Genomic DNA, 24,289 nt, shown 5'->3' on the forward strand with positions numbered 1-24,289 from the left:
AAACTGCGCGACAGGTTAGCACAACCTGCCGCGTGAGGTCAGAACAGCGGGCGTACCGCCGGGATAGCCGTGAGCGAAGGGTTTATACAGCTTTCGTAGTACTGCTGAATTTGTGCCAGGCGGTTGCGGCTACGGTGGTAGCGACGCCAGGCGAGCGCGCCGTTGATCATCGCCAGAACCAGCATGCTGAACAGCAGCAGGGTAGTTGCGATATAGCGCCACAGGCTACTGCTGTCAGGAATGCGGTGCAGCGTCACGTGCTGGGTGCCGTTGGCATCGGTGCTCAGGCCGGTAATAATCCCCTCGGCGCTGAACGGCGTACGCAGCAGCATATCGGCCAGGCGCTGGAACTCTTCCCACTGCTCCTGGGCCGGGAAGTCATACAGCGAAACCGGCGGCAGCGGCTGATCGACAAGATCGCTGCCTTCGTCGCTGACGATAATAAACCCGCCGGGCGCCGGGCTGTTGAGCTTCTGCGCGGCGCGGGCCGTTTCGCGGATAAAGAACGGCGCGGTGGAGGTGGTGACGAGGTTATCAAGGGACTCGGCGCTCACCGGTCGCAGCAGCACGTTTACGCCGTCCAGCTTGCCGGCGTCGGCCCTTTTGAGCAGCGAATCCCAGTCTTTAGTGTTGCCCAGGTTGATCAGCGCGTTCTTCAGGCGGACGCATTCATCGTCCGCTGTACAGAGCGCCTGGGTCTTCAGCACTATGCTGGCGAAATCATCCAGCAGCACCATCCCCGATTTCTGAATGGCCGTTCTTAGCTGCGGGTTAACCTTCGAGTCTGCTTCCGTTTGCGGATGGAGCTGGCTGCTGACCGCCTGGGTTAACGCCGTGGCTTTATCCATGATATCAGACTCCGGCAGCGGCAGCGGAGGGGCCGTGTTCCAGACAATCTGTGAGCAGTCGAAAGGCGTAAACGGGTTGTTTTGTTTAGTCGGATAGGTGCCGGGCAGATGAATATTACACATGCCGGTGCCGGAGACGCGCAGGGTATCGCCAACGCGCAGCTGGGTTTTCTGCAGATCCGCAACGGTCGTCGCTTCTATTGTTTGCGCGCCCTTAAGCCAGGAGATGCTCAATTTCAGCGGCATCTCCAGCGGCACCCAAATCAGCAGCATCAGCAGCACCGCCAGCGCGCCGGTGGCGATAACCAGATTGCGCATCCAGTGCTGAATCGGGAAGTTTTTAACCTCATCATGCAGCGAGAGGAAGCGCCCCTGGCGCACCACGTTACGGTCGAGGTAGATATCAATATCGGTTTTCTGCCCGAGATCCTGTGCGACGTAGGGCTGCCAGTGCGGCGGATAAATCAGGTCAATAATGCCCAGCGAGATATTGTTGATCTGATCCTGGTTGGATTCGCCAAACAGGCCCCAGCGCTTGGGCGTGCCGCGCAGGCAGTGGATCTCACGCAGCGTATTTTTTGCCGGGGGCGCAAACAGGCCCCAGAGGCTGGCGGCCAGCAGCATAATCGCGCCGCCCAGCAGCCAGGGCAGCACGACAATCGGACTGACCAGGCACAGATAGAGCATGACAAACGCGACGCACATCAGAATCGCCTCGCGCAGTCCGTCCGGGCGGCTCAGGGCAGCTTCTTCCGCCGTTTCCTGGCGGATATTCAGCAGTTCAATTTGCTCGCTCTCTTCGCCGCGAATCGAGGCCTGAGTGTTGGTGGCCCGCTCCAGCGCGAAGCCGCGGCTATCAATACTCTCTTCTCCCAGAGTATGACCATTCAGCGAGATGACGAGCGGCACGGTTTCGGTACGGATCAGCTCAACGTTATTGTCGTTGGTGATGTACTGCTCCCAGAACGGCGGCAGGTGGACCTCCACGGAATCGAGGTAGTAGCGCCATTTGTTGGCGTCATCCGTCGACAGTCCGTAGCGGGTAATGGAGCGAGTCAGCGAGAGGACGGTACTACTTTGCGCGTTGAGCACCAGCTTCACGGGTGCCGTACTGGCACCGGAAGGCCCGACGATGTCCTGGGTACGGGTCAGCGTCTCGATATAGGCTTCAACGGCGGTGCGCTCTTCAGCGGTGAGTTTGCGGGCGGTAGCACCGGTAAAGGATTGCACGTTTGCAGGCCGGGAACGCAGCCGCAGGCTACGCCAGACCAGCCATCCGGCAATGATTACACAGGCCAGCATAGCAGCTAAAAAAAGGAGTAAGGTGCTCATGCCATCCCCATTAAATCATCGTTTTCTTATTCAAGCGCAGCAAGATGCACACCTTAAAGCATTATGGGTGTATGAGTTGTTATCGGCAGGTACAAATATGAACTTGAGTCTTTTGTAGGGTGAAACCTGCGGTAACTTGATGTTAGCAAAGCGACTTCCCGGTAAATATCAGCAAATTCCTATTTCATTGCGCCTGCTTGACAGATACGAAGCCGCTGTTAGCAATCAGACAAAGTTACAAAAATGTAAATAATAACCAATGTGCATTGCACGAGGTGTGCGGCATACCGCACAATGACACACCTGTCCCACTCTTTAAACCAGCCACGATGAGCAAATCCTTACAGAAACCGACCATTTTACATGTTGAAACCGTGGCGCGATCACGCCTGTTTAATGTCGAGACCGTGGACCTGGAGTTCAGCAATGGCGTACGCCGCGTTTACGAACGCATGCGGCCTTCTTCGCGCGAAGCGGTGATGATTATCCCGGTGGTTGACGATCATGTCATTCTGATTCGGGAATATGCGGTTGGGACGGAATCATACGAGCTTGGTTTTTCTAAGGGACTTATCGACCCGGGTGAAACCGTGTTTGAAGCCGCAAACCGCGAGCTAAAAGAAGAAGTTGGCTTTGGGGCCAACGAGCTGACCTTCCTGAAAAAGCTCACCATGGCACCTTCTTATTTCTCCAGCAGGATGAATATCGTGGTCGCCGAAGACCTCTACCCTGAATCACTGGAAGGGGATGAGCCGGAAGAGCTGCCGCAGGTGCGCTGGCCGCTGGCAAAACTGCTCGACCTGCTGGATGAAGAAGACTTCAGCGAGGCGCGAAACGTCAGCGCGCTGTTCCTGCTGCGCGAATGGCTGAAAGAGCAGGGCCGCCTGTAGCGTTTAAAACACCTCGTTTGAAAGTGTTCTCACTTGAGATGATTTAATTCACCGTGCTCACTCTTTAAGCCCCCGATCCGGGTTGCACTGCATGTGATCCCAGCCCTTGTAATTGCTGACTTCTGGTACGCGGGTCGGCAGGTTCTGCCAGTTAGCTAACTGAGAAGCCGTTAAGTACTTAAGAGACTTCGGTGGAATGTACGATAACCCCCAGGATGCACCTGCAAAGCCCGGTCGAAGATGATGCTTATCACCGTCTTCATCGACATAATCAACGCCGGATCCGCCGGGCAAAATCCGTGGGTCATCGAACGGTTTTGAACTCATGTAGAGATTCCCCTGGCGGGTTAAGAGAAAGCCCTGATCGTTAACGACCGTGAACGAGAGCATATTTTCTCTGGATGGACTCTTTGAGCCGTCCGGTTCGACCGTATGAAATCCGGTGCTAAATGGCGCAACTTGCCACGTTTCACCGTAATTTTTTGAAACAAGGAAGGCAGAAGAATCCCATGAAGGAACGGCAATATAGCGCTCCGAAGGATGTATATATTTATCAGCAAATGCCCGATAAAACTGGCTTGCGACTTCAGAACGGATGCCGCGGACCGGGTCAACGTAGTACAATGCCCCCTCACAGTTCCAACCCTTCAACTCCAGGTAACGATGATCGTCAAACCGGTAAATAACCTGCGTCGGCGACTCCTGCGCGGCCGTACATCCCGCTAATAATATCCCCATGCAGAGCGTCAGGATTACCCGAGTCAGATTGTTCATTCCTTAACTCCACGATCCGGGTTGCACTGCATGTGATCCCAGCCCTTGTAATTGCTGACTTCTGGTACGCGGGTCGGCAGGTTCTGCCAGTTAGTAAGGTACTGGTAAGTTAACTGGTCGATTGTTTTCGGTGGAATATACGATAAACCCCATCCTGGCCCCGCAAAGCCTGGCCGCATATGGTGCTTATCTCCGTCCTCATCAATATAGTCAACCCCTTTCCCCCCCGGTAATATGCGCGGGTCATCGAAGGGTTTTGAACTCATGTAGAGATTCCCCTGGCGAGTAAGCAAAAATCCCTGATCGTTAATGACCGTGAACGAGAGCATATTTTCTCTGGATGGACTGCTTGAGCCGTCCGGTTCAACGGTATGAAATCCTGTATCAAAATGCGCGACCTGCCAGGTCTCACCGTAATTTTTTGAAACAAGGAAGGCAGAAGAATCCCATGAAGGAACGGCAATATAGCGCTCCGAAGGATGTATATATTTATCAGCAAATGCCCGATAAAACTGGCTTGCGACTTCAGAACGGATGCCGCGGACCGGGTCAACGTAGTACAACGCCCCCTGGCAGTTCCAGCCCTTCAGCTCCAGATAACGGTGGTCGTCAAAGCGGTAAATAACCTGCGTCGGCGACTCCTGCGCGGCCGTACATCCCGCTAATAATATCTGGCCGATTATCATGGCCAGACTTAAGAATCTTTTTATCATCCGATTTTCCTTCTCGGTTCAGAGGGAACAGTATTAAATCCTTGAACCGGGGGCATCGGCCATTGCAGATTTGCCACTTCACGGTTATGGACTTCCGGGTAATGAGCCGGGATCACGCGGGTTGCATTCATAAACTGGTTCACCACGCCAAATTCCCCTTTCGGTAAGATCTGATCGGGTTTGTTCATGAAAATTTTGGTTTCCGGTTCCGGGAGCTGTCCTGTCCGATAATAGTTCCTGGCATAACTATCTGTTGACCAACTACGCCAGTCGGCCAATGCGATTAATTCCCGCCAGAATGCACCATGCTCATAATCAAACGACTTGCAGGGGCCGATAGCCAGGTCATAAGCCATTGCCAGCTCCGGTACTTTAGGCGACATGACAATTGATGAATGTTGGCTGAACATTACATCGTCGGAGGAAGTGAATAGCTTATGCAGTTCGGCTTCGGTCAAATTACGGCGAACGACGATCTTTTTGTTAGCGTCGTTAACGCCGGTGATTTCACCGCTGACGATATCCATTTCCCGCCAGTATCTGAGTACATCAATTTCCCTCTGGGTCAGGATGTGGCCGGGCTGTAGATGTTTAAAGGGATCGAACGGCGGGCAGTTGAACACTTCCTCTTTTGTGCGCCTGGCATTGCTGGCTGCCCCCGCTTTCGCGTTATACGAAACCATAGCGTCATTCCCCCCTACAGGAGCCTTGTAGGCTTTGTCTTTATCAGCATTGGTATCGAGTGGGTCTGGTTGCCCCATCAGCGTGAAAATAAAAGGCTCTGGCAGGGGTTCGCCGTTTGGAACCACATCAGGAAAATCCCAGCTTGCGTTTGTCAGCGCTGAATAAGCGAAATCGCCTTTTCCCGCAGCAGGCTTACGAAACGGCTTTCCATCAGGCGCATGGCCGACACTGCTGTTCTGGAAAAAAACGCGCTGCCGTAGGTTCGGGATTGTGTCGGCCAGCTTTTGTGGAACACCCCGCCAGCCAAAGCCCTGTACAGGCAGCAGGGATACCGTGCCGTCATTCGGGCAAAAATAGTTATAGACCTTGCCGAAGTTATTACGCTGATTTAACGGAGTGTCATACCAGTTGCTGCTGAACGCCTTGCGCGGGAGCGTCATCGTATCGAGAAGCACTTTCTGGTCGGCGGCACTCATCAGGCCATCGCCGCTGGCCGCGAACTTATCATTCGTTGCCATCAAACGGCAAAAGTTCTCAAAGGTTTGCTGCCGGGCTGTATCTGTCTGATGGTGGCCTGGCTGGCCGTTCTCCAGCCAGCGATTTTCAAGAGAATAAGGGCAATGATTGAGGATCACGCAGTCAGCCGGTGCCATATCTGCCTGTTTAACCAGCATGTTCGCCAGCATCGTGATAATGGTTCCCTGACTATGAGCCACAATGTTAATCGTATCAGTGCGAGTAGTCGGGTTACGCCGAATTCTTAATATCAGGTTTGCCAGCCTCTGCGCCGCATAGAACTGGTAAATTCGGTGCGGGTTGTTGTACACCGGATGGGTAAAGTCACCGCCGTTTGCCAGTTCACTGCGGCTCATAAAGCCAACCGCACCAAGCGCTGCGCCCCCGGCTCCCGGCCCTAGCATATCAGGGATGCTGGTAGTGGCATTGGCGAACGTTCCACCACCCCAGACCCCACTTAAGTCCAGAGTATTATGAAAGCAGTCCATCGCATACTTACCACCGAATCGCTTTAGGATCGCCGGGTCATTTTCGCGATAGGCATCGTACGGTAAGGGGGTTTCTGAGCTATTGCCACTGTTGCGCATGGCTTCTCGGTACTGTCGCTGGTCATCTTCCCACACAGCCTTATCAACCGGGCGATAGCCCCAATAAAAGGGGATTACCGGTGAGCGCACTGAGGTAGAGGTGCAGACCATCTGCTTTTTCTGTGTATCGGTACAGTCCTCCATTACCCCTTCCGCATTACGGATTTTGTAGGTTTTTTCTTCCCACTCATGCGGCCATAAATCATCGCGGCCAAGTCGCTTTTTCAGCCCTTCGATAATGCCGCGTTCCTGGTTCTGATAGGCTTCCCCCACGTCATTCACGCCATGAACCAGTATCACAATTCCTGGCATTGGACGGTGAACTGGGCAGTTCGTGGTGTACATCGGTTTACCGGCATTTACCGGAACGCCGATACACTGCTGCGCCAGGAAACGGTTATTGTGTGCGCCGAAACTTTGCGGATCTTGTGGCTCTGGAGCCTCATCAAATGGGTTGGCATTCTGCGCATCAGATGACTCACTCATACGGTTCCCTCCGTGGTTTCAATATCATGGACTAATTCGAGCGACCAGGTGTCAAGTTCAGATGTGTTCAGCAGTGGCGATTCACCGTTAGCATCGGTGATCCCCTCAATGACTTCGCCTTTTTTATGGAGCCTGAAACGTTGACCTTTCAGAATATGATCCGGGTCGTCAGGGGCATGCAGCCGGAACTGCTGAGCCAACTCCCCTTCAGCAAAGGTTGGCTTCAGATGATCAAGGCTCGCCTTCGCCATGTAATCGACGGCAGGTGCTTTAAACCTGATGTAATGAGGGGCGATAAACTCAATTTCACCATTTTTGAGACGGATGCCAGCGCCTCCGCACATCAGCAAAAGTTCATCTTTAGCATTCAGGACAATTTTGCCCTGCGAACTGGTCAGATTAATGTTCTGATTCGCGACGGCGTTAATTTCACCTTTCTGTGCTGTTAACCGTATTGAGCCTTTCGCAGCGGTGAACACCATTCCTGCTTTACGGACGAAGACGGAGAAGACTTCCCCTGCGGCCAGAGTCATACGACGGAAGGCGTTGGTATTCATGTCTTGTTTGGCCGTAGTGGTCATATTCTCCCCGGCATGCAGCAAAACCGATTGAGGGGATGTCAGGGCTACGCCTGATTCACCATGCAGGGAAAGGGTGGCATCCTCTGGTTTTCGTACCCGCTGCTGAAGTTCCATTACCGGCGACAGATCCGCGGCTGGCGTATCCGCTATTTCTGAACTGGCCTGAAGCGAGCGAGCCAGTTGTAACGCTGATTCAAGCTGCGCTACGGTCGCGGCCATGTCGTTCTGATTGCCGGTGGCTTTGGGTTTCGCTTCAGTGGTGATATGAAAACCTTCAGCGGAACGAAGCGAAGCCTGCTTGTCAGTGCGTAGCTCAACGCCTTCGCCACGCTGTTTTCCAGATGCATCGACGAGGTGGCCTAAATTCAGTTGTGACTTGCCGTACTCCGTCGCAACCTTGATATGCTCCTGGTCTTTCTTATCCTCCATCCGAAACTTGTTGTTGCGTGGCGTTCTGATGATATTGCGAGTGCTGTTACGGTCTGTAACCAGGTCTGGATTAATCTGGTCATGGAAGGCATGTGCAATAAACGGACGTTCGGGGTCGCCATTTTCAAACGCAATGCCAACCTCTGTATTGTCGAGCAGGGGGAAGTGCATGCCGTAAGTATCACCGGCGTACTGCCGTCCTAACCGCACTGGCATGCTCTCCATGCCCTTTTTCCATTCAGCCTGGTCAAAGCTAAAATGCACCCTGTAACGACCATGATTATCTATGCGTGCAAGCCGATCGTTGAGGCTGATTCCTGATATTCGCGCAGGAATGGTACCGGTGATGATTGGACGAGGCAGACGTTCTGGCCGGAAGCTCCAGATTTTACTGTAAGGCACACCTTTGACTTCACTCTGAAAGCTGCTGCGCCGGGAACCCGACAAATGCATGCTTGTTATTACCATACCCTCATGGAAGGCAGCAGGTATGTCACCGGTGATATCGATGTCATAGCCCGGTACAATATTGGGGTCGTCAGCAATTGCCGCCAGTGTAATCATATTTGTCAGCAGGTATTCATGACGAATCCTGGCATAGTGCCAGCTGGTTTCTGCACTTTGTCCTCTCTTGATAGCCCAGCGATCGCCACAAGTCAGATGTATATCTCCGTAATGGTATTCCCCACCGCAGACCAGCTCTGGTACGCGTGATAAATCAGCCTGTTCTTCCAGAGTCCTTAAGTTCCTGCTTTCCCGATAGTTGTAGTTACGGACATTGACTGATGCAGGCACGATGGCGTGCCTGGCCGTCAGGTTACGCATGCTATAGAGGCTACCGACTGTTCCTGCGGGATTTATAGCGGCAATTTTATAGTGGTGGATATAGTTCGAGCCTGAATCCCCGAAGATGATAACGACGATGTGGTCATGGTCAGGATGTAGCTCGAACCTGAACCAGATCCCCACCTCGGAGAGTAAGCGCTGGATGAAAGACAGGTCAGTTTCTTTCCACTGGACGATCATTTCCCGTGGTGGATACGCCCAGGAAAGTTCGTCAAAATTGATTTCATAACCCTCAAAGCGATGTTCTTTGAGGATTTGCTTGACCAGTTCCGGCACGGATACATTCTGATAAATGGCACTGCGATAACGCGTGTTGAGCAGCGCCATAGGATGTTCCAGCACCGCTTCATACAAGGTTTCATCAGCGCTGCTGCTGATCCTGCTTAGTGATGTGATGACCCCGTGAATTTTTCTTAAAACCAGCCATTTATCGCGAGCTGGAAAACGTTTTGACCATGCCGGGTTTGCGGCACGAAGGGTAAATGTCGCCTCTTTCTGAACGATATGGAAAGCGTCAGCATCATCGGTGGTTGAGGTAAAACGAATGGTGTAACGATAGGGCATACTCAATGCCTCGTCGCCGGTGAATGATTCCACATCGGCTACCAGGTCTGAGTGATAGATATTCAGGAGGTATTTATTCAGACTTTCTTCAGGATTGAATATCACAGGCTCATTCGAAAATCTTGTCTCGCGTCCATTCATAATTGTCCCTAATAGTCACATGACTAATCTTTCAGCAATCAGCATTTGCATTACGTTCACTACTGGTGACAAACTGTACAATTAAAGACCAGTTATTATGAATGGTTAATTGTATAAATACGCTCCAGCGCAATTTTTGAAAGCATTTTCAGACAATACACGCAAGGACGGATTGGAATGAATCAACGATTTATTCTGGTGGGCGACACGACTACGCACGGCGGCACAATCGTTCAGGGTATATACACGCACACGGTTGACCGTGCTCCGATGGTTGTCACCGGCCATAAGTTTAATTGCCCTCAATGCGGCAGAGAGGCAACTTTAATCGGATCGAGTCATGTAATGGTTAACGGTCAGCGACGTGTCATGCATGGGGATAAAACGACCTGCGGGGCATTGGTTATCAGCCGCTTTAAAACTGGCGTGGCAGAATCAGGGGCTAAAGGATAGAGGATAATCACGTTAGGTACGTTTGAACTTTAAGTCAGGAACGTTGCAACGCTATTCAGGACGGATCGGGAGAACAAAAAAATCCCCTCAAGCGAGGGGATTTTTGTATCAGAACAGCTCGTGCGTCTCGCCGTTATCGATAATCGTCGTTCCCATTTCATGCACCGCCTGCTGCGTTGGCTGCGTGCCCTCAATGAAATACTCTTCGCGGCTGTTGCCGCCGTTGGCCAGCTGGCCCGTGCTGCGGTCGATATTCACCGTCACGATGCCCGGCGGCGGCGTCAGCGGCTCTTCCGGTACGCCGTCCAGCGCGACCTTCATGAAATCATCCCACGCTGGCTGCGCACTCTTCGCGCCGCCTTCATAGCCGGAGATCTGGTCTTTAATGGCGCCGCTTGCAGAAGTGCGGCCCAGATTACGACGGTGATCGTCAAAACCAATCCAGACGGAGGTCACCACGCCGGGACCGTAGCCGGAGAACCAGGCATCCTTCGAGCTGTTGGTGGTCCCGGTTTTGCCGCCGATATCGCGGCGTTTCAGATCGCGACCTGCGCGCCAGCCCGTACCCTGCCAGCCCGGCTCACCGTAAATATTGGTGTTAAGCGCGCTTTTAATCAGGAAGGTCAGCGGCGTGTTAATCACGTGCGGCGCGTATTCTGGCGCGGTAGTCTGGGCAATCAGGTCGTTGTTGGCCTGCTCCAGTTTTGGCATCGGCACGGCGGCGTTTTGCTGTTCCTGGGACGTTGCTACATCCTCAACGTCTTTATTTTCCAGCACGTCAGATTTTGGCGTATTGCCGTAAATCACCGGCAGATCACAGTCCGGACAGGCAACTTTCGGTTTGGCCTCAAACACGGTATCGCCGCTGTCGTTCACAATCTTCGCAATGAAGTAAGGGTCGACCAGGAAGCCGCCGTTTGCCATGACCGAATAACCGCGGGCCACCTGCATTGGCGTAAACGACGCGGAGCCCAGCGCCAGGGATTCCGTGTGCACGATGTTCTGTGCCGGGAAGCCGAAGCGCTGTAGATACTCAGCCGCGTAGTCGACACCCATCGCACGCATCGCACGGACCATGACCACGTTCTTCGACTGGCCTAAACCCTGACGCAGACGAATCGGCCCGGCGTACTGCGGCGGAGAGTTCTTCGGACGCCAGTCGGAACCGGCACCGGCATCCCAGCGGGAAATCGGCACGTCGTTGAGGATGCTCGCCAGCGTCAGGCCTTTATCCATTGCGGCCGTGTAGAGGAACGGTTTGATGTTAGACCCTACCTGGCGCAGCGCCTGAGTAGCACGGTTAAATTTGCTCTGGTTAAAGTCGAAGCCGCCGACCAGCGCCATCACGGCACCGTCGTGCGGGTTGATGGACACCAGCGCGGAGTTGACGTCCGGCACCTGGCCTAACCACCATGCGTCATCAACCTTGCGAACCCAGATTTGCTGTCCGGCCTGCACCACGTCGGTGACTTTGCGCGGCGTTGGGCCTTGCGAGGTATCTGAACGGTACGGTCGCGCCCAGCGCATGCCGTCCATGTTCAGCGCTACTGACGTGCCGTCGGCCATCAGCGCCGTGGCTTCCGCCGGGCTCGCCTGGGTTACAACCGCCGGGAACAGCGGGCCGTAGACCGGCAGGTTTTTCAGCGAGTCGATAATCTTCTTATTGTCCCATGCGCCTTCACCCACTTTCCACAGCACGTTAGACGGGCCGCGGTAGCCGTGGCGCATGTCATAGTTCATCACGTTGTTACGCACGGCCTGCTGCGCACCCTGCTGAATCTTACGGGTAACGGTGGTGTAAACCTTGTAGCCGTCTTCATAGGCTTTATCGCCGTAGCGGCTAACCATGTCCTGACGGACCAGTTCGGACAGATAAGGCGCAGAGAACGCGATTTCTGGGGCATGGTAGTTAGCAACGATAGGCTGGCTGCGGGCTTCGTCGTACTGGGACTGGGTAATGTAACCCTCGCTCAGCATACGAGAGAGCACGACGTTGCGACGGGATGTTGCTCTTTCAAGTGAATAAAGCGGGTTAAACGTTGACGGCGCTTTTGGCAAACCGGCAATGACCGCGATTTCGCTTAGCGTCAGCTGATCGACAGGTTTTCCGAAATAGACCTGTGCCGCTGCGCCCACGCCGTATGCGCGATAGCCAAGGTAGATTTTATTCAGATACAGCTCGAGAATTTCGTCTTTGCTGAGCATCTGCTCGATACGAATCGCGAGGAAGGCTTCTTTGATCTTACGGGTCAGCGTGCGCTCGGGGCTCAGGAAGAAGTTACGCGCCAGCTGCTGAGTAATGGTACTCGCGCCCTGGGATGCGTGGCCTGAGAACAGCGCAATGCTCGCCGCACGGAAGATCCCCACAGGGTCAACGCCATGGTGCTCATAGAAACGGCTGTCTTCGGTGGCAATAAATGCCTTCACCATGACGGGCGGGATCTGATTGAGGGTCAGCGGAATACGACGTTTTTCACCGTACTGGGCAATTAATTCCCCGTCAGCGCTGTAGACCTGCATTGGGATCTGTAGACGCACATCTTTAAGCGTGGCGACATCGGGCAGCTGCGGCTCGATAAATTTGTACAGACCGTAAATCGAGCCGGCTCCCAGCAGAATGCAACAGACTGCAAGGATTAATAAATACTTTACGAACTTCACCTTAAATTTCCCATTACGTTTCCACTGGGCAGTTTATAAACAAACGCGCGGTAGTATAAAGGCAAGCCAGTAGCTTTGATATGCCAAATTCGCAAGCAAACGATACGGAGATCGTCACTATGGTTATCAATACCTGGCAAATAGGCCTGGAAATTCAACGGGAAACGCTGCGCGCCGTGGCCGTCCAGCGGCAGCGTCAGGGCTGGCAGCTACGCCACTGGTGGCAGCTTCCGGTGCCGGAGCACACCTTCCGCGATGGCGTAGTGCACTCATCAGAAAGCTTAATCGAAGTGCTGGCGCAGTGGCGCAGGGAGCTGCCCTTACGCCATCAGCTTCGCGTCGCCTTTCCTTCCCAGCGTACCCTGCAACGGCCCGTTCCCGCCCCGGATAACCGTCTGCGGGAGCCGGAGCGCGAAGCTTATCTGGCCGCCGCAGCCGCAAGGCAGCTTCAGATGTCCCCAGCACAGCTTAGCTGGGATTACGGAATACAGCCGCAGGATGCCGATAAGCGGCTGGTCACCGCGGCACGGCGAAGCGATGTGGATGCGCTTCTTCACTGCTTCACAAAGCAAAGGCTTTTTCCCGCGACGCTGACGCCCGGCGCCAGCGTCCTCTCCGCGCTGAGCAAATTTTGCCTGCCGGACACGCCCCGGCTGCTGGTGCATCGGGAACCCGACCACTGGCTGTGGGCCACAGCAGGCGAGCCTGCGGAGTGGGGATGGGTGGACAGCCGCCAGGCCGCAACCTTTGCCGATCTCTGTCTGCATCTGCATGCTGCGCCGCAGGAGATCGCGCTCAGCAGTGCGCTGCCGGAGCCGTTACCGCCGGGCGTACAGCCTCTTGATGCCTGGCGGGCGCTGGCACGGTTGCAACCTCCGCTGCCCCGGCACGGCGGGTGCTTCACCGTTGCCATTGCTCTGGCTATCGGACGGGTTTGTCGATGAGCGGCGTTATCAATCTTCTGCCGTGGCGGCAGCAGCAGCGTCTGAGGCGGCTGCGCTTCTGGAGCCTGCTGGCAGCCAGCTGTTTGCTGGCGCTTTTGCTTACGGAGCTTGCCCGGGCCGTATCGCTTAGCGGGCAGGCGGCGCAGCAACGCCTGTACGAGGTCTCCCTGGCGGACTTACGGGGCGCGCTGCAGCATAAACAGCAGACGCTGCTGGAGCTTGAACGCCAGCAGCAGGCAGAGCAGCAGCTTAAAGCCCGGCGACAGAGGGTAAAGGCGTGGGAGTCGAGCTTTATCCAGCTGGCCGCCGGGCTACCGGCCAGCGTGTGGCTGACTGCCCTGTCTCTTACCGGCGATAAAGTGAACGTCCTGGGTAACGCGGCAGCGGCAGAGGATATTTACCTGGCCGGCAGGCATTTTCAAACTCTGGCCGGTGTTGCTACCGTGCAGATGGGGGAGGTGAGTCAGGAAGACGGTCGTGTTGGTTTTGCAATGAGCATGGGGCTGGCGCAGGGAGGCAGCGATGGGCGAACGCTGGATTAGCGGCCCGGCCTGGGCGAAGGCGTTGAGCCTGTTCGCCACCTGTGGCCTGCTGGTGGCAATGATTGAATATGCTGCCCTTCAGCCGCGTCAGGCCAGGCTTCAGGAAGCGCTTCTGGCGCAGCAGCAGGCCCGGCTTAAAGTCGCCCGGCTTCGGCATAAGGTCGTCGGCCTGGCTGTTTCAACACGAGCGCGCTCCGGCGCAGAAGCCTCTCCTCGCCCCTTTTCCCTGGTAGACCTGCTGTCAGCAAGCGGCGGCGAGCTGCACAAATGGTTACCGGCGGATAAACCGGCCACGCTGGAATTGCGCGTGGCCTGGGAAAAGCTGCCCGGGCTGTTTGCCGTGCTGTCCGGCTACGATGCCGTTCATCTACAGGCCTTTTCCGTCGAACCTGAAGGCGCACGTTTACGCCTGACTCTGAAGCTGGATCTCGCCGATGCCCCGTGATCTGCTCCTGGTATTACTGATGGCGGCTCAGGCGTCAGGCGCGATGCCGCGCAGTCCCTTCCAGCCTCTGATTACGCCGTGCGATGCCCTCGCCGCCAGGCTGGAGAAGTGGCAGCTTAAGGGTGTGGTCAGCTCAGCGGCTGACGCTATTGCGATTATGCAGGATCCCAGCGGACGCTGGCGGCGCATAACCACGGGGATGGATACCGAGCCCGGTATGCCGGTCAGCGGCATCTCTGTGCAGCAAATAACGGCCGCTCTGCCCGCAGAATGTGGGCCGTCTGTTTATCAATGGAATATCAAGGGAGTGAATCATGACATGGATGCGAATGCTGGTGCTGCTGGCGGCATGGCCGCCGGTAAGCCTCGCCGATAAAGGCGTCTCGCTGGTGCTCGATAACGCGCCGGTCGCTCAGGTCCTTCAGGCGCTGGCAGTGAATCAAAATATCAACCTGCTGATTGCCCCGGGCGTGGAGGGGGCGGTATCCCTGCATCTGGTTAACATCCCCATGAAGCAGGCGTTTGCGCTGGTGCTTAAGTCCGCCGGGCTGATCCAGCAGCGGGAAGGCAGCGTGGTACAGATCTGGCCGAAGGAGCGCCAGCGGCAGATGCGGGTGCTTGAAGAGGAGCGGCAGAAACAGCGGGCGCTTAAGCTGCCTCTGGCCCATCAGGTTTTTGCGCCGGTTCACGCCGAAGCTGGCGCGCTTGCGGAATCCCTGAAAGGAATGGGAGATAAACTGCTCAGCCCGCGCGGCAGCGTGTCGGTAGACGCCCGAACTAATCGTCTGATTATCCAGGATACGGCTGCGGTGTTAAAAAACGTCGCCGGGTGGGTGAATGAGATGGATCTGCCGATGGGCCAGGTAGAGATCGCCGCGCATATCGTGACGATCAATCAAAACAAGCTGCGAGAGCTGGGCGTGAAGTGGAGCCTTGCGGACGGAGAGAAGAGTGCGATGTTGCATCACCCGGCTACCTTAAGCGCCGATGTCGCCGTGGGTGCCGCCACGGCGCACGCCGGTTTTAATATTGCGCGCATCGACGGTCGCCTGCTGGAAATGGAGCTTTCTGCCCTGGAACAACAGCAGCAGCTGGAGATTATCGCCAGCCCGCGGCTTATGGCGGCGCACCAGCAGCCGGCGAGCATCAAGCAGGGAACGGAAATTCCCTACCAGGTTTCCAGCGGTGAAAGCGGAGCGACGTCAATTGAATTCAAAGAAGCCGTGCTAGGTATGGAAGTTACGCCTACTATTCAACCGCAGGGCAATATTCGTCTGAAACTGCGAATTAGCCAAAACATGCCCGGCAGAAGTATTCAACAGGCAGATGGCGAAGTGCTGGCTATTGATAAGCAGGAAATTGAAACGGTTGTCTCGGTGAAAGAGGGTGAGACGCTGGCGCTGGGCGGTATCTTTCAGCAGCATAATAAAGAGAGCAGGGACAGCGTCCCCTTACTGGGAAGCATTCCGCTGCTGGGCGGCCTTTTCCGCCATGATGCGAAAGATCGACAACGCCGGGAGCTGGTGGTTTTTACCACCCCAAGACTTATTCCCCATCCGTAGTCATTTTCTGCGCAATCCAGGGGTTTTTCTGCCAATCCCTGCTCAGGTGTTTGACGCCAGAGAGGAATTAGCTTACAAGGTGTACCGTTTCGAGAGGCAGGGTAATGAAATCCTGTGACCGATAAACCTGATTTATGCTTTTATCGCTCCCTTAAGACGTTGAGTGATTTAATCGGTTGCCAAACTACCTTGAGTGTTGAGATAATTTTTAGTCTGACTCTCGCACTATCGCTTATGAGGTTTCAGTTCATGTCCCGCCGCAGCAGTATGTTACCGGGTGGGTTTATCATCAACGAATTGTCTTAGTAGTACCGAAAAAATGGCAGAGAAACGCAATATCTTTCTGGTTGGGCCTATGGGTGCCGGCAAAAGCACTATTGGGCGTCAGTTAGCTCAGCAACTCAATATGGAATTTTTCGATTCTGATCAAGAGATTGAGAAACGTACCGGAGCTGATGTGGGCTGGGTATTCGACGTTGAAGGCGAAGATGGCTTCCGCGATCGCGAAGAGAAAATCATTAACGAACTCACTGAAAAACAGGGCATTGTGCTGGCGACTGGTGGCGGCTCTGTGAAGTCTCGCGAAACCCGTAACCGCCTCTCAGCCCGTGGCGTTGTGGTGTATCTTGAAACCACAATCGAGAAGCAGCTTGCTCGTACACAGCGCGATAAAAAGCGTCCGTTGCTGCAGGTTGAAACACCGCCGCGTGAAGTTCTTGAAGCCCTGGCGCAAGAACGCAATCCTCTGTATGAAGAGATTGCTGATGTGACGATTCGCACTGACGACCAAAGTGCCAAAGTGGTTGCTAACCAGATTATTCATATGTTGGAAAGCAATTGATTCTGGCTTAATCGAAAAACGCCTGCGGGCAAAGCTTCAAAAGGTGGACTTCGCGTTATGGAGAGGTTAGCAGTTACTCTCGGGGAACGTAGTTACCCTATCACCATCGCGGCCGGGTTATTTAATGACTCGGCGTCTTTTTGGCCGCTACAGGCGGGCGATCAGACGATGCTGGTGACCAACGAAACCCTTGCGCCACTCTACCTGGATAAGGTTCGTGGTGTGCTTGAGCAAGCGGGCGTTAAAGTCGATTCCGTCATCCTTCCGGATGGCGAACAATTCAAAAGTCTGGCTGTACTCGATACCGTCTTTACGGCACTGCTGGAAAAACCCCACGGTCGTGACACAACGCTAATCGCCCTCGGTGGCGGCGTCGTGGGCGATCTGACCGGTTTTGCCGCAGCGAGCTATCAGCGGGGCGTCCGTTTTATCCAGGTTCCCACCACGCTGCTTTCGCAGGTGGACTCCTCCGTCGGCGGCAAAACGGCCGTTAACCATCCCCTTGGTAAAAATATGATTGGCGCGTTCTACCAGCCGGCTTCGGTGGTGGTGGATCTCGACTGTCTTAACACCTTACCGAAGCGGGAGCTGGCGTCGGGCCTGGCTGAAGTGATCAAATACGGGATTATTCTCGATGCGGCTTTCTTTAGCTGGCTGGAAGAGAATCTCGATGCGCTGTTAGCCCTTGACGGTAAAGCGATGGCCTACTGTATTCGCCGTTGTTGTGAGCTAAAAGCAGAAGTTGTTGCAGCGGACGAGCGCGAAAGCGGCTTACGTGCTTTACTCAATCTGGGCCATACCTTTGGCCATGCGATTGAAGCCGAAATGGGCTACGGAAACTGGCTACACGGCGAAGCGGTCGCAGCCGGTATGGTCATGGCCGCTCGCACGGCGCTTCGTCTGGGGCAATTTAGTGAGGCCGATGTTCAGCGGGTAATTACGCTGTTACAGCGTGCCGGGCTGCCCGTTACCGGGCCGCAGGAAATGTCAGCAGACGCATATATGCCCCACATGATGCGTGATAAGAAAGTTCTCGCAGGCGAGCTGCGTCTTGTGCTGCCGCTTGCTATCGGGAAGAGTGAAGTTCGTGGCGGAGTGCCACACCATGTCGTTTTGTCCGCCATTGCTGATTGTCAGCAGGCGTAACTATTAGAAATAATTGGTCGCTGTAGTCCGGCGACTTTTAACTTCAGGTGATTGCATAAGCTAACGCTGGCATGAGCCTTTGAGTGGGGTGTTAAATGGATGAATTTAAACCGGAAGACGAGCTGAAACCCGATCCCAGCGATCGTCGTCGGGACCGTACACGCAAATCTGAAGAGTTCGATAACGAACCTCAGCTAAATGTCGATGACGTCGACCTGGATGCCGATGAGCCTCGTCCATCGCGCTCTCGCCGTCCGCGTGACGAAGAAGAAGAGTACGAAGCCGAAGACGAGCTGAAAGTCGAGGCCGCCGAACGCCGCCCTGCGCGCGGGCGTAAAAAAGCACCTAAACAGAAGGTTCCTGTGTCACGTCAGCACCTGATGATGGGCATCGGTATTCTGGTTCTGCTGTTACTGATTATTGGTATTGGTTCCGCGCTGAAGTCGCCGTCTTCCGATACTGAGACCGCCGGTACTAACGCTGGCGCAGAGAAAAATATCGACCTGAACGCTGGCGCTCAGGCTAATAACGCCGCTCAGGCGAACAATGGCCAGCCTCAGCAGGGCAACGTGGGAAATCCGCAGGAAGTTAATCTGCCGCCTATCTCGTCAACCCCGACTGAAGCACAAACGCAGCCAGCGCCGCAAGGCCAGCAGCGGGTAGAAGTCCCGGGCGATCTGAACAATGCGCTGACTCAGCAGCAGGGCCAGATCGACAACGCGGCGAGCGGTTCTACGCTGCCGACCCAGCCTGCAACGGTTGCACGCATGGCGGGAAGCAATACCCCGAACGAGCCAGCCCAGGCAACGAACAGCCAGCCTGCACACCATACCGCTTCGCGCCCTGAGCGTAAGAAAACCGTGATTGAGCCGCGTAAGACTCAGCCTGCGGCGACCAAACCTCAGGCAACGGCGAAAGCCACCACGAGCGAGCCAAAAGCTGCGCCAAAACCGGTTGCTACTGCGAAGAGCAGCGCACCTGTCAGCGCACCGGCTGCCGCGAAAGAACCTGTAAAAGCGCCGGCTACGACGTCCACGTCTACACCGAAAGCGGTCGGCCCTACGGCAACGACTTCTGCTGCCGGTACAGCGACGGCGGCACCTGCTGCCAGCGGCGCTGCGGTTAGCGGTGATGCGGGCGCGATTAAAGGCGCACCGGGCAGCCACTACACCTTGCAGCTCAGCTCTTCTTCTAACTCGAACAACCTGAACGCGTGGGCGAAGAAAGAGAATCTGCAGCACTATATGGTTTACCAGACCGTGCGTAACGGGCAGCCGTGGTATGTACTGGTCAGCGGGATTTATGCCAGCAAGGAAGAAGCGAAACGTGCTGTTTCAACGCTACCGGCTGACGTGCAGGCAAAAAACCCGTGGGCAAAACCAATACATCAGGTGCAGTCCGATCTGAAGTAATGAAGAAGCGCAGTCGCTGTCGGAACTTTTCCACAGCTGGAGAAGGTGTAAATAGTTAGGCAGCATGAAAAAAAATCGCGCTTTTCTGAAATGGGCAGGGGGGAAATACCCCCTGCTCGATGACATTAAGAAGTACCTGCCAGAAGGTGATTGTCTGATTGAGCCGTTCGTTGGAGCAGGCTCGGTCTTTCTGAACACCGACTACTCCCGCTATATCCTTGCGGATATCAACAGCGATCTGATTAACCTCTACAACATTGTCAAAGCGCGAACTGACGAGTATGTTCAGGAAGCCCGCAGCCTGTTTACGCCCGAGTGCAACGACAGCGAAGTGTTTTACCGCTTCCGCCTGGAGTTTAACCAGTGTGCGGATCCGTTCCGTCGCGCGGTGCTGTTTTTATACCTGAACCGTCATTGTTACAACGGCCTGTGCCGTTATAACCTGCGTGGCGAATTCAACGTGCCGTTTGGTCGTTACAGCAAGCCCTACTTCCCGGAAGAGGAGCTGCATAACTTTGCCGAGCGGGCGCAAAATGCCACCTTTATCTGCCAGTCGTATGATGTCAGCATGACGGACGTCGCGCCGGGATCGGTGGTCTACTGCGATCCGCCGTATGCGCCGTTATCGGCCACGGCGAATTTCACGGCCTACCATACGGACAGCTTCAGCATGACGCAGCAGCAGCATCTGGCTGAACTGGCGGAGCGCCTGCAGCGAAACAATGTGCCGGTGCTGATATCGAACCATGCGACGGATCTGACCCGCGTCTGGTACCAACAGGCGACGCAGCTGCTGACGCTACAGGTCAGACGCAGCATCAGCAGCAATGGTGGAACGCGTAACAAGGTGGACGAACTGCTGGCGCTCTATGGGGTAGCCTGAGCCGTTTCGTTCGCCTCAAAATGAAATGCTACTGGAGAAGCGGATGAAACAGTATTTGATTGCCCCCTCAATCCTGTCTGCCGATTTTGCCCGCCTGGGTGAAGACACGGCCAGCGTGCTGGCTGCAGGCAGTGACGTCGTCCATTTCGATGTTATGGATAACCATTACGTCCCCAATCTGACCATCGGCCCGATGGTGCTCAAATCCCTGCGTGATTACGGTATTACCGCTCCCATTGACGTTCATCTGATGGTCAAGCCCGTCGACCGCATCATTCCCGATTTTGCCAGTGCGGGCGCGAGTATTATTACCTTCCACCCGGAAGCCTCCGAGCACGTTGACCGTTCGCTTCAGCTGATTAAAGAGCACGGCTGTAAGGCCGGCCTGGTGTTTAACCCGGCAACCTCCCTGAGCTGGCTGGATCACGTGATGGACAAGCTGGACGTTATCCTGCTGATGTCGGTTAATCCGGGCTTCGGCGGGCAATCTTTTATTCCGCATACGCTGGAAAAATTGCGCCAGGTCCGTGAACGCATCGATGCCTCCGGGTACGATATTCGCCTTGAGGTCGATGGTGGCGTGAAAGTGGATAATATCGCCGAGATAGCCGCAGCGGGCGCCGACATGTTTGTCGCGGGCTCAGCCATCTTCAGCCAACCGAATTATAAAGAAGTCATCGATCGCATGCGCGACGAACTGGCAAAGGTAAGTCATGGATAAGTTAGAAACAATTCGCGGTGTCGCCTTTGATTTAGACGGCACCCTTGTGGATACCGCGCTGGGCCTGACCCAGGCGATGGACCAGGCGCTCTATGCCCTCGAACTGCCAACGGCAGGGGAAGAGAACGTCGAGAAGTGGATTGGCAACGGTGCGGACGTGCTGGTACAGCGCGCGCTGACCTGGGCGCTGAAAGGCCAGGAGCCGACGTTCGACCAGTGCCTGATGGCCCGTAAGCTCTTCGACAGCTACTATGCGCAAACCGTCGACGAAGGCAGTTTCCTGTTCCCGGGCGTTGCCGATACGCTGGCAGCGCTTGCCGAAAAAGGCGTGCCGATGGGGCTGGTCACCAACAAGCCTACGCCGTTCGTGCTGCCGCTGCTTGAAAGCCTCGGCATCGCGAAACACTTCACCGTCATCATCGGCGGCGACGACGTGCAGAACAAAAAGCCGCACCCGGAACCGCTGTTTAAGGTAATGGAAACGCTGAATATCAGCGCGGCTGAAATGCTGTTTGTCGGGGATTCCCGCAATGATATCCTCGCCGCTCAGGCCGCAGGCTGCCCGAGCGTGGGGATGACCTACGGCTACAACTATGGCGAGTCCATAGAGCTGAGCAAACCAGATTACGTACTGGATAAGTTCAGTGACCTATTGCCCGCGTTCGGGCTCTCTTGCAAAGATAATCAGGAAGCAGATCATGAGTAAACCCATCGTATTTAGCGGCGCGCAGCCCTCAGGCGAATTAACCATCGGTAACTACATGGGTGCGCTGCGTCAGTGGGTTCAGATGCAGGACGATTACCACTGCGTTTACTGCATCGTTGACCAGCACGCGATCACCGTACGCCAGGATGCCACCAAGCTGCGTAAGGCGACGCTTGATACGCTGGCGCTGTATCTGGCCTGCGGCATCGACCCGGAAAAAAGCACCATCTTCGTGCAGTCCCACGTGCCGGAACACGCGCAGCTGAGCTGGGTGCTGAACTGCTATACCTACTTCGGCGAGCTGAGCCGCATGACCCAGTTTAAAGACAAGTCATCGCGCTACGCTGAAAACATCAACGCCGGCCTGTTCGACTATCCGGTGCTGATGGCCGCCGATATCCTGCTTTACCAGACCAACCTGGTGCCGGTGGGCGAAGATCAGAAGCAGCACCTGGAGCTGAGCCGCGATATCGCCGCCCGCTTCAACGCCCTGTACGGCGAAGTGTTCAAAGTGCCGGAGCCGTTTATTCCTAAGTCCGGCGCGCGCGTGATGTCTCTGCTTGAGCCGACCCGTAAAATGTCCAAGTCAGACGAAAACCGTAACAACGTGATCGGCCTGCTGGAAGATCCGAAGTCCGTGGTTAAAAAGCTTAAGCGCGCGGTCACTGACTCCGAAGAGCCGCCGGTCGTACGTTATGACGTGGCGAACAAAGCCGGGGTGTCCAACCTGCTGGATATCATGTCCGGCGTGACGGGCAAATCCATTCAGGAGCTGGAACAGCATTTTGAAGGCAAAATGTATGGCCACCTGAAGGGCGAAGTCGCAGAAGCCGTCTCCGGTATGCTTATCGAACTGCAGGAGCGCTATAACCGCTTCCGCAACGACGAAGCCTTCCTGCAGCAGGTGATGAAAGACGGTGCTGCCAAAGCCCGCAGCCACGCCAGCGCGACGCTGAAAAAGGTCTACGAAGTCATCGGCTTCGTGCCTCAGCCGTAAATCTTTTCCCCTCACCCTAACCCTCTCCCCAAAGGGGCGAGGGGACCAGACCGAGTTGGTATTCTCCCTCTCCCTTCCAGGGAGAGGGCCGGGGTGAGGGTTATCTGAACCACAGATTTCCTCTAATCTCCCTTCTTTTGTGACCCCATTCTCCTTTTGCATCTTTCCCGTTTGCCATTTATATTCATTTTAATGAAGATATAACCATTCAATAAAATGAAGATTAAATATGAGCCGTAGCTTTATCAAGAAAGAGGGTGTCGCGCAGGCCAGCCTGGCGCGCTATCTGCTGGGCGAAAAATCCGGTAACCGACTGAAAACCATTGATGAACTGGCGACTGAATGCCGCTTTTCCGTGGGGCTGATTCAGGCGGCATTAAAAACTCTTGAGAAAGCAGGCGCGGTATCGGTTGAGCGACGCGGGCGTAACGGCAGCTATCTGGTCAGCATGGATAACAAAGCCCTGCTGGCCTTCGCCGATATTGGCAATGTTGTGTGTGCCATGCCGCTGCCCTATACGCGTTTATACGAAGGTTTAGCCAGCGGGCTGAAAGCGCAGTTTGACGGCATCCCGTTTTACTACGCCCACATGCGCGGGTCTGACGTGCGCGTCGAGTGCCTGATCAACGGCGTTTACGACCTGGCGGTGGTTTCCCGCCTCGCCGCGCAAAGCTACCTGGATAGCGGGGATTTGTGCATGGCGCTGGAGCTTGGCCCGCATACCTACGTTGGCGAGCACAAGCTGATTTGCCGGGCGGGCGAGGGGCAAAAGATTAGGCGAGTAGGGCAGGATCCACGCTCCGCCGACCAGCGAATCATGACGGATATCCATTTTTCCGGGAAGGCCGTAGAAAAGCTGGATGTGCCCTACCACGAGTGCTTACAGCGGATCGCAAAAGGTGAAATCGACGCGGCGATCTGGAACGTCACCAACGAGGCGGATCTGGAAAAATATGGCCTGGTGGCGGAACCCTTGTCCGGCGACCCGCGCTTTGTGCACGCGTCGGAAGCCGTAGTGCTGACGCGCGCGGACGATGTGCCGATTCAGCAGCTGCTGCGCACGGTCGTGAATAAAAACGAGCTGCTGGCCCATCAACAGCGCGTGCTGTCGGGAAGCCAGGAGCCGAGTTACTGAGCGTTTATCAAGAGGCAAAGCAGTATGGAAAATCGTCTTAACCTGCTGTGTGACGCAGGGATTATTGATAAGGATATCTGTGAGGGCATGATGCAGGTGGTGACCCAGCTGGAGACCGTCTGGGGGATCCCGGTGCGCAATGAGCAGGGCGAAATGGCCCTGACCCATATGGCTAACGCCCTGATGCGCAGCCGCCGTGGGGAAGAGATTGGCCCGCTGGACGACGAGCTGCTGAGTGAAATCGTTAATTCAGAGGAGTGGGTTCATCTGCTTACCGTGCATCAGTCAATGCTGGCGCCCTTTAATGTGACGCTACACCCTAACGAAGAGGGCTATCTGATGGCAAACCTGTTCAGCCTGTGGATGGGCAGCAGAAGCTAAAACGTTATCGACGAGCAGCTACCTTCACATTAAATATTCAAAAAAATGATGATTTAAGAATATATCATC

22 protein-coding genes are annotated in these 24,289 nt (G+C 55.1%); 16 read left to right on the forward strand and 6 right to left on the reverse strand.

The window, feature by feature from the left end; genetic code table 11:
- Positions 1-38 precede the first annotated feature (38 nt).
- On the reverse strand, positions 39-2,180 hold the full coding sequence (locus tag AAE045_RS15195; RefSeq protein ID WP_455548446.1) for an intracellular growth attenuator family protein: 2,142 nt from the start codon (positions 2,178-2,180) through the stop codon (positions 39-41).
- Between the two features lie 329 nt (positions 2,181-2,509).
- Between AAE045_RS15195 and nudE the strand changes: the two genes are divergently transcribed.
- Positions 2,510-3,070 (forward strand): ADP compounds hydrolase NudE, encoded by a 561-nt coding sequence (gene nudE, locus AAE045_RS15200; RefSeq protein ID WP_455426600.1) that lies wholly within the window; start codon positions 2,510-2,512, stop codon positions 3,068-3,070.
- 57 nt (positions 3,071-3,127) lie between these two features.
- Here nudE and AAE045_RS15205 read toward each other — a convergent pair whose 3' ends face one another.
- The 4 genes from AAE045_RS15205 to AAE045_RS15220 are packed head-to-tail and all read right to left on the reverse strand — an operon-like array spanning position 3,128 to position 9,391.
- Positions 3,128-3,844: a T6SS immunity protein Tli3 family protein gene (locus AAE045_RS15205; RefSeq protein WP_455548447.1), complete on the reverse strand. Its 717-nt coding sequence runs from the start codon at positions 3,842-3,844 to the stop codon at positions 3,128-3,130.
- Positions 3,841-4,557: a T6SS immunity protein Tli3 family protein gene (locus tag AAE045_RS15210; RefSeq protein WP_455548448.1), complete on the reverse strand. Its 717-nt coding sequence runs from the start codon at positions 4,555-4,557 to the stop codon at positions 3,841-3,843. Before AAE045_RS15210 ends, AAE045_RS15205 begins: the two co-directional genes overlap by 4 nt.
- Complete coding sequence (locus tag AAE045_RS15215; protein ID WP_455548449.1) at positions 4,554-6,830, reverse strand: T6SS effector phospholipase Tle3 domain-containing protein; 2,277 nt, start codon at positions 6,828-6,830, stop codon at positions 4,554-4,556. Before AAE045_RS15215 ends, AAE045_RS15210 begins: the two co-directional genes overlap by 4 nt.
- The gene (locus tag AAE045_RS15220; RefSeq protein WP_455548450.1) at positions 6,827-9,391 is read right to left on the reverse strand and encodes a type VI secretion system Vgr family protein; all 2,565 of its coding nucleotides are present in this window, start codon (positions 9,389-9,391) and stop codon (positions 6,827-6,829) included. The genes AAE045_RS15215 and AAE045_RS15220 overlap by 4 nt, the downstream gene beginning before the upstream one ends.
- Before the next feature lie 177 nt (positions 9,392-9,568).
- Here AAE045_RS15220 and AAE045_RS15225 point away from each other — a divergent pair, with 177 nt between their 5' ends.
- Positions 9,569-9,844, forward strand: coding sequence for a PAAR domain-containing protein (locus tag AAE045_RS15225; RefSeq protein ID WP_202305457.1), 276 nt, complete (start codon positions 9,569-9,571; stop codon positions 9,842-9,844).
- Positions 9,845-9,952: 108 nt separating this feature from the next.
- Here the strand turns inward: AAE045_RS15225 and mrcA are convergent, their stop codons facing one another.
- Positions 9,953-12,505: a peptidoglycan glycosyltransferase/peptidoglycan DD-transpeptidase MrcA gene (gene mrcA, locus AAE045_RS15230; protein WP_455548451.1), complete on the reverse strand. Its 2,553-nt coding sequence runs from the start codon at positions 12,503-12,505 to the stop codon at positions 9,953-9,955.
- A gap of 80 nt (positions 12,506-12,585) precedes the next feature.
- Here mrcA and pilM point away from each other — a divergent pair, with 80 nt between their 5' ends.
- The 14 genes from pilM (at position 12,586) to AAE045_RS15300 (ending at position 24,220) form a co-directional block, all read left to right on the forward strand.
- On the forward strand, positions 12,586-13,449 hold the full coding sequence (pilM, locus tag AAE045_RS15235) for a pilus assembly protein PilM (protein ID WP_455548452.1): 864 nt from the start codon (positions 12,586-12,588) through the stop codon (positions 13,447-13,449).
- Positions 13,446-13,991, forward strand: a complete 546-nt coding sequence (locus AAE045_RS15240; protein WP_455548453.1) for a PilN domain-containing protein — start codon at positions 13,446-13,448, stop codon at positions 13,989-13,991. The genes pilM and AAE045_RS15240 overlap by 4 nt, the downstream gene beginning before the upstream one ends.
- On the forward strand, positions 13,972-14,436 hold the full coding sequence (locus tag AAE045_RS15245) for a HofO family protein (RefSeq protein WP_455548454.1): 465 nt from the start codon (positions 13,972-13,974) through the stop codon (positions 14,434-14,436). The genes AAE045_RS15240 and AAE045_RS15245 overlap by 20 nt, the downstream gene beginning before the upstream one ends.
- Positions 14,426-14,812 (forward strand): HofP DNA utilization family protein, encoded by a 387-nt coding sequence (locus tag AAE045_RS15250; RefSeq protein WP_455548455.1) that lies wholly within the window; start codon positions 14,426-14,428, stop codon positions 14,810-14,812. The genes AAE045_RS15245 and AAE045_RS15250 overlap by 11 nt, the downstream gene beginning before the upstream one ends.
- The gene (pilQ, locus tag AAE045_RS15255) at positions 14,751-15,998 is read left to right on the forward strand and encodes a type IV pilus secretin PilQ (protein ID WP_455548456.1); all 1,248 of its coding nucleotides are present in this window, start codon (positions 14,751-14,753) and stop codon (positions 15,996-15,998) included. The genes AAE045_RS15250 and pilQ overlap by 62 nt, the downstream gene beginning before the upstream one ends.
- Before the next feature lie 319 nt (positions 15,999-16,317).
- On the forward strand, positions 16,318-16,839 hold the full coding sequence (gene aroK, locus AAE045_RS15260) for a shikimate kinase AroK (protein WP_064542836.1): 522 nt from the start codon (positions 16,318-16,320) through the stop codon (positions 16,837-16,839).
- Between the two features lie 57 nt (positions 16,840-16,896).
- Positions 16,897-17,985, forward strand: a complete 1,089-nt coding sequence (aroB, locus tag AAE045_RS15265; protein ID WP_455548457.1) for a 3-dehydroquinate synthase — start codon at positions 16,897-16,899, stop codon at positions 17,983-17,985.
- Between the two features lie 95 nt (positions 17,986-18,080).
- Positions 18,081-19,397, forward strand: a complete 1,317-nt coding sequence (gene damX, locus AAE045_RS15270) for a cell division protein DamX (RefSeq protein ID WP_455548458.1) — start codon at positions 18,081-18,083, stop codon at positions 19,395-19,397.
- A gap of 64 nt (positions 19,398-19,461) precedes the next feature.
- A complete protein-coding gene (gene dam, locus AAE045_RS15275; protein ID WP_455548459.1) occupies positions 19,462-20,280 on the forward strand; it encodes an adenine-specific DNA-methyltransferase in 819 nt (272 codons plus the stop codon).
- A gap of 43 nt (positions 20,281-20,323) precedes the next feature.
- Entirely contained in the window at positions 20,324-21,001 is a 678-nt protein-coding gene (rpe, locus tag AAE045_RS15280) for a ribulose-phosphate 3-epimerase (RefSeq protein WP_455548460.1), read from the forward strand.
- Positions 20,994-21,707, forward strand: a complete 714-nt coding sequence (locus tag AAE045_RS15285; RefSeq protein WP_455548461.1) for a phosphoglycolate phosphatase — start codon at positions 20,994-20,996, stop codon at positions 21,705-21,707. Before rpe ends, AAE045_RS15285 begins: the two co-directional genes overlap by 8 nt.
- Positions 21,700-22,704 (forward strand): tryptophan--tRNA ligase, encoded by a 1,005-nt coding sequence (trpS, locus tag AAE045_RS15290; protein WP_455548462.1) that lies wholly within the window; start codon positions 21,700-21,702, stop codon positions 22,702-22,704. The genes AAE045_RS15285 and trpS overlap by 8 nt, the downstream gene beginning before the upstream one ends.
- A 229-nt stretch (positions 22,705-22,933) precedes the next feature.
- Entirely contained in the window at positions 22,934-23,839 is a 906-nt protein-coding gene (gene yhfZ, locus AAE045_RS15295) for a GntR family transcriptional regulator YhfZ (protein ID WP_455548463.1), read from the forward strand.
- Positions 23,840-23,863: 24 nt separating this feature from the next.
- Entirely contained in the window at positions 23,864-24,220 is a 357-nt protein-coding gene (locus tag AAE045_RS15300) for a PRD domain-containing protein (protein WP_202305479.1), read from the forward strand.
- Positions 24,221-24,289: the final 69 nt, after the last annotated feature.

Origin of the sequence: Dryocola clanedunensis (assembly GCF_038405435.1) — a bacterium.
GTDB lineage: Bacteria > Pseudomonadota > Gammaproteobacteria > Enterobacterales > Enterobacteriaceae > Dryocola > Dryocola clanedunensis_A.

Coding starts and splice junctions, on each gene's coding strand:
- pilM (WP_455548452.1), top strand. CDS start 12,586: ATGCCAAATTCGCAAGCAAACGATACGGAGATCGTCACTATGGTTATC.
- rpe (WP_455548460.1), top strand. CDS start 20,324: ATGAAACAGTATTTGATTGCCCCCTCAATCCTGTCTGCCGATTTTGCC.
- dam (WP_455548459.1), top strand. CDS start 19,462: ATGAAAAAAAATCGCGCTTTTCTGAAATGGGCAGGGGGGAAATACCCC.
- AAE045_RS15225 (WP_202305457.1), top strand. CDS start 9,569: ATGAATCAACGATTTATTCTGGTGGGCGACACGACTACGCACGGCGGC.
- aroB (WP_455548457.1), top strand. CDS start 16,897: ATGGAGAGGTTAGCAGTTACTCTCGGGGAACGTAGTTACCCTATCACC.
- trpS (WP_455548462.1), top strand. CDS start 21,700: ATGAGTAAACCCATCGTATTTAGCGGCGCGCAGCCCTCAGGCGAATTA.
- yhfZ (WP_455548463.1), top strand. CDS start 22,934: ATGAGCCGTAGCTTTATCAAGAAAGAGGGTGTCGCGCAGGCCAGCCTG.
- nudE (WP_455426600.1), top strand. CDS start 2,510: ATGAGCAAATCCTTACAGAAACCGACCATTTTACATGTTGAAACCGTG.
- AAE045_RS15250 (WP_455548455.1), top strand. CDS start 14,426: ATGCCCCGTGATCTGCTCCTGGTATTACTGATGGCGGCTCAGGCGTCA.
- AAE045_RS15205 (WP_455548447.1), bottom strand. CDS start 3,844: ATGAACAATCTGACTCGGGTAATCCTGACGCTCTGCATGGGGATATTA.
- AAE045_RS15210 (WP_455548448.1), bottom strand. CDS start 4,557: ATGATAAAAAGATTCTTAAGTCTGGCCATGATAATCGGCCAGATATTA.
- AAE045_RS15215 (WP_455548449.1), bottom strand. CDS start 6,830: ATGAGTGAGTCATCTGATGCGCAGAATGCCAACCCATTTGATGAGGCT.
- AAE045_RS15220 (WP_455548450.1), bottom strand. CDS start 9,391: ATGAATGGACGCGAGACAAGATTTTCGAATGAGCCTGTGATATTCAAT.
- pilQ (WP_455548456.1), top strand. CDS start 14,751: ATGACATGGATGCGAATGCTGGTGCTGCTGGCGGCATGGCCGCCGGTA.
- AAE045_RS15245 (WP_455548454.1), top strand. CDS start 13,972: ATGGGCGAACGCTGGATTAGCGGCCCGGCCTGGGCGAAGGCGTTGAGC.
- AAE045_RS15300 (WP_202305479.1), top strand. CDS start 23,864: ATGGAAAATCGTCTTAACCTGCTGTGTGACGCAGGGATTATTGATAAG.
- AAE045_RS15285 (WP_455548461.1), top strand. CDS start 20,994: ATGGATAAGTTAGAAACAATTCGCGGTGTCGCCTTTGATTTAGACGGC.
- AAE045_RS15195 (WP_455548446.1), bottom strand. CDS start 2,180: ATGAGCACCTTACTCCTTTTTTTAGCTGCTATGCTGGCCTGTGTAATC.
- AAE045_RS15240 (WP_455548453.1), top strand. CDS start 13,446: ATGAGCGGCGTTATCAATCTTCTGCCGTGGCGGCAGCAGCAGCGTCTG.
- damX (WP_455548458.1), top strand. CDS start 18,081: ATGGATGAATTTAAACCGGAAGACGAGCTGAAACCCGATCCCAGCGAT.
- aroK (WP_064542836.1), top strand. CDS start 16,318: ATGGCAGAGAAACGCAATATCTTTCTGGTTGGGCCTATGGGTGCCGGC.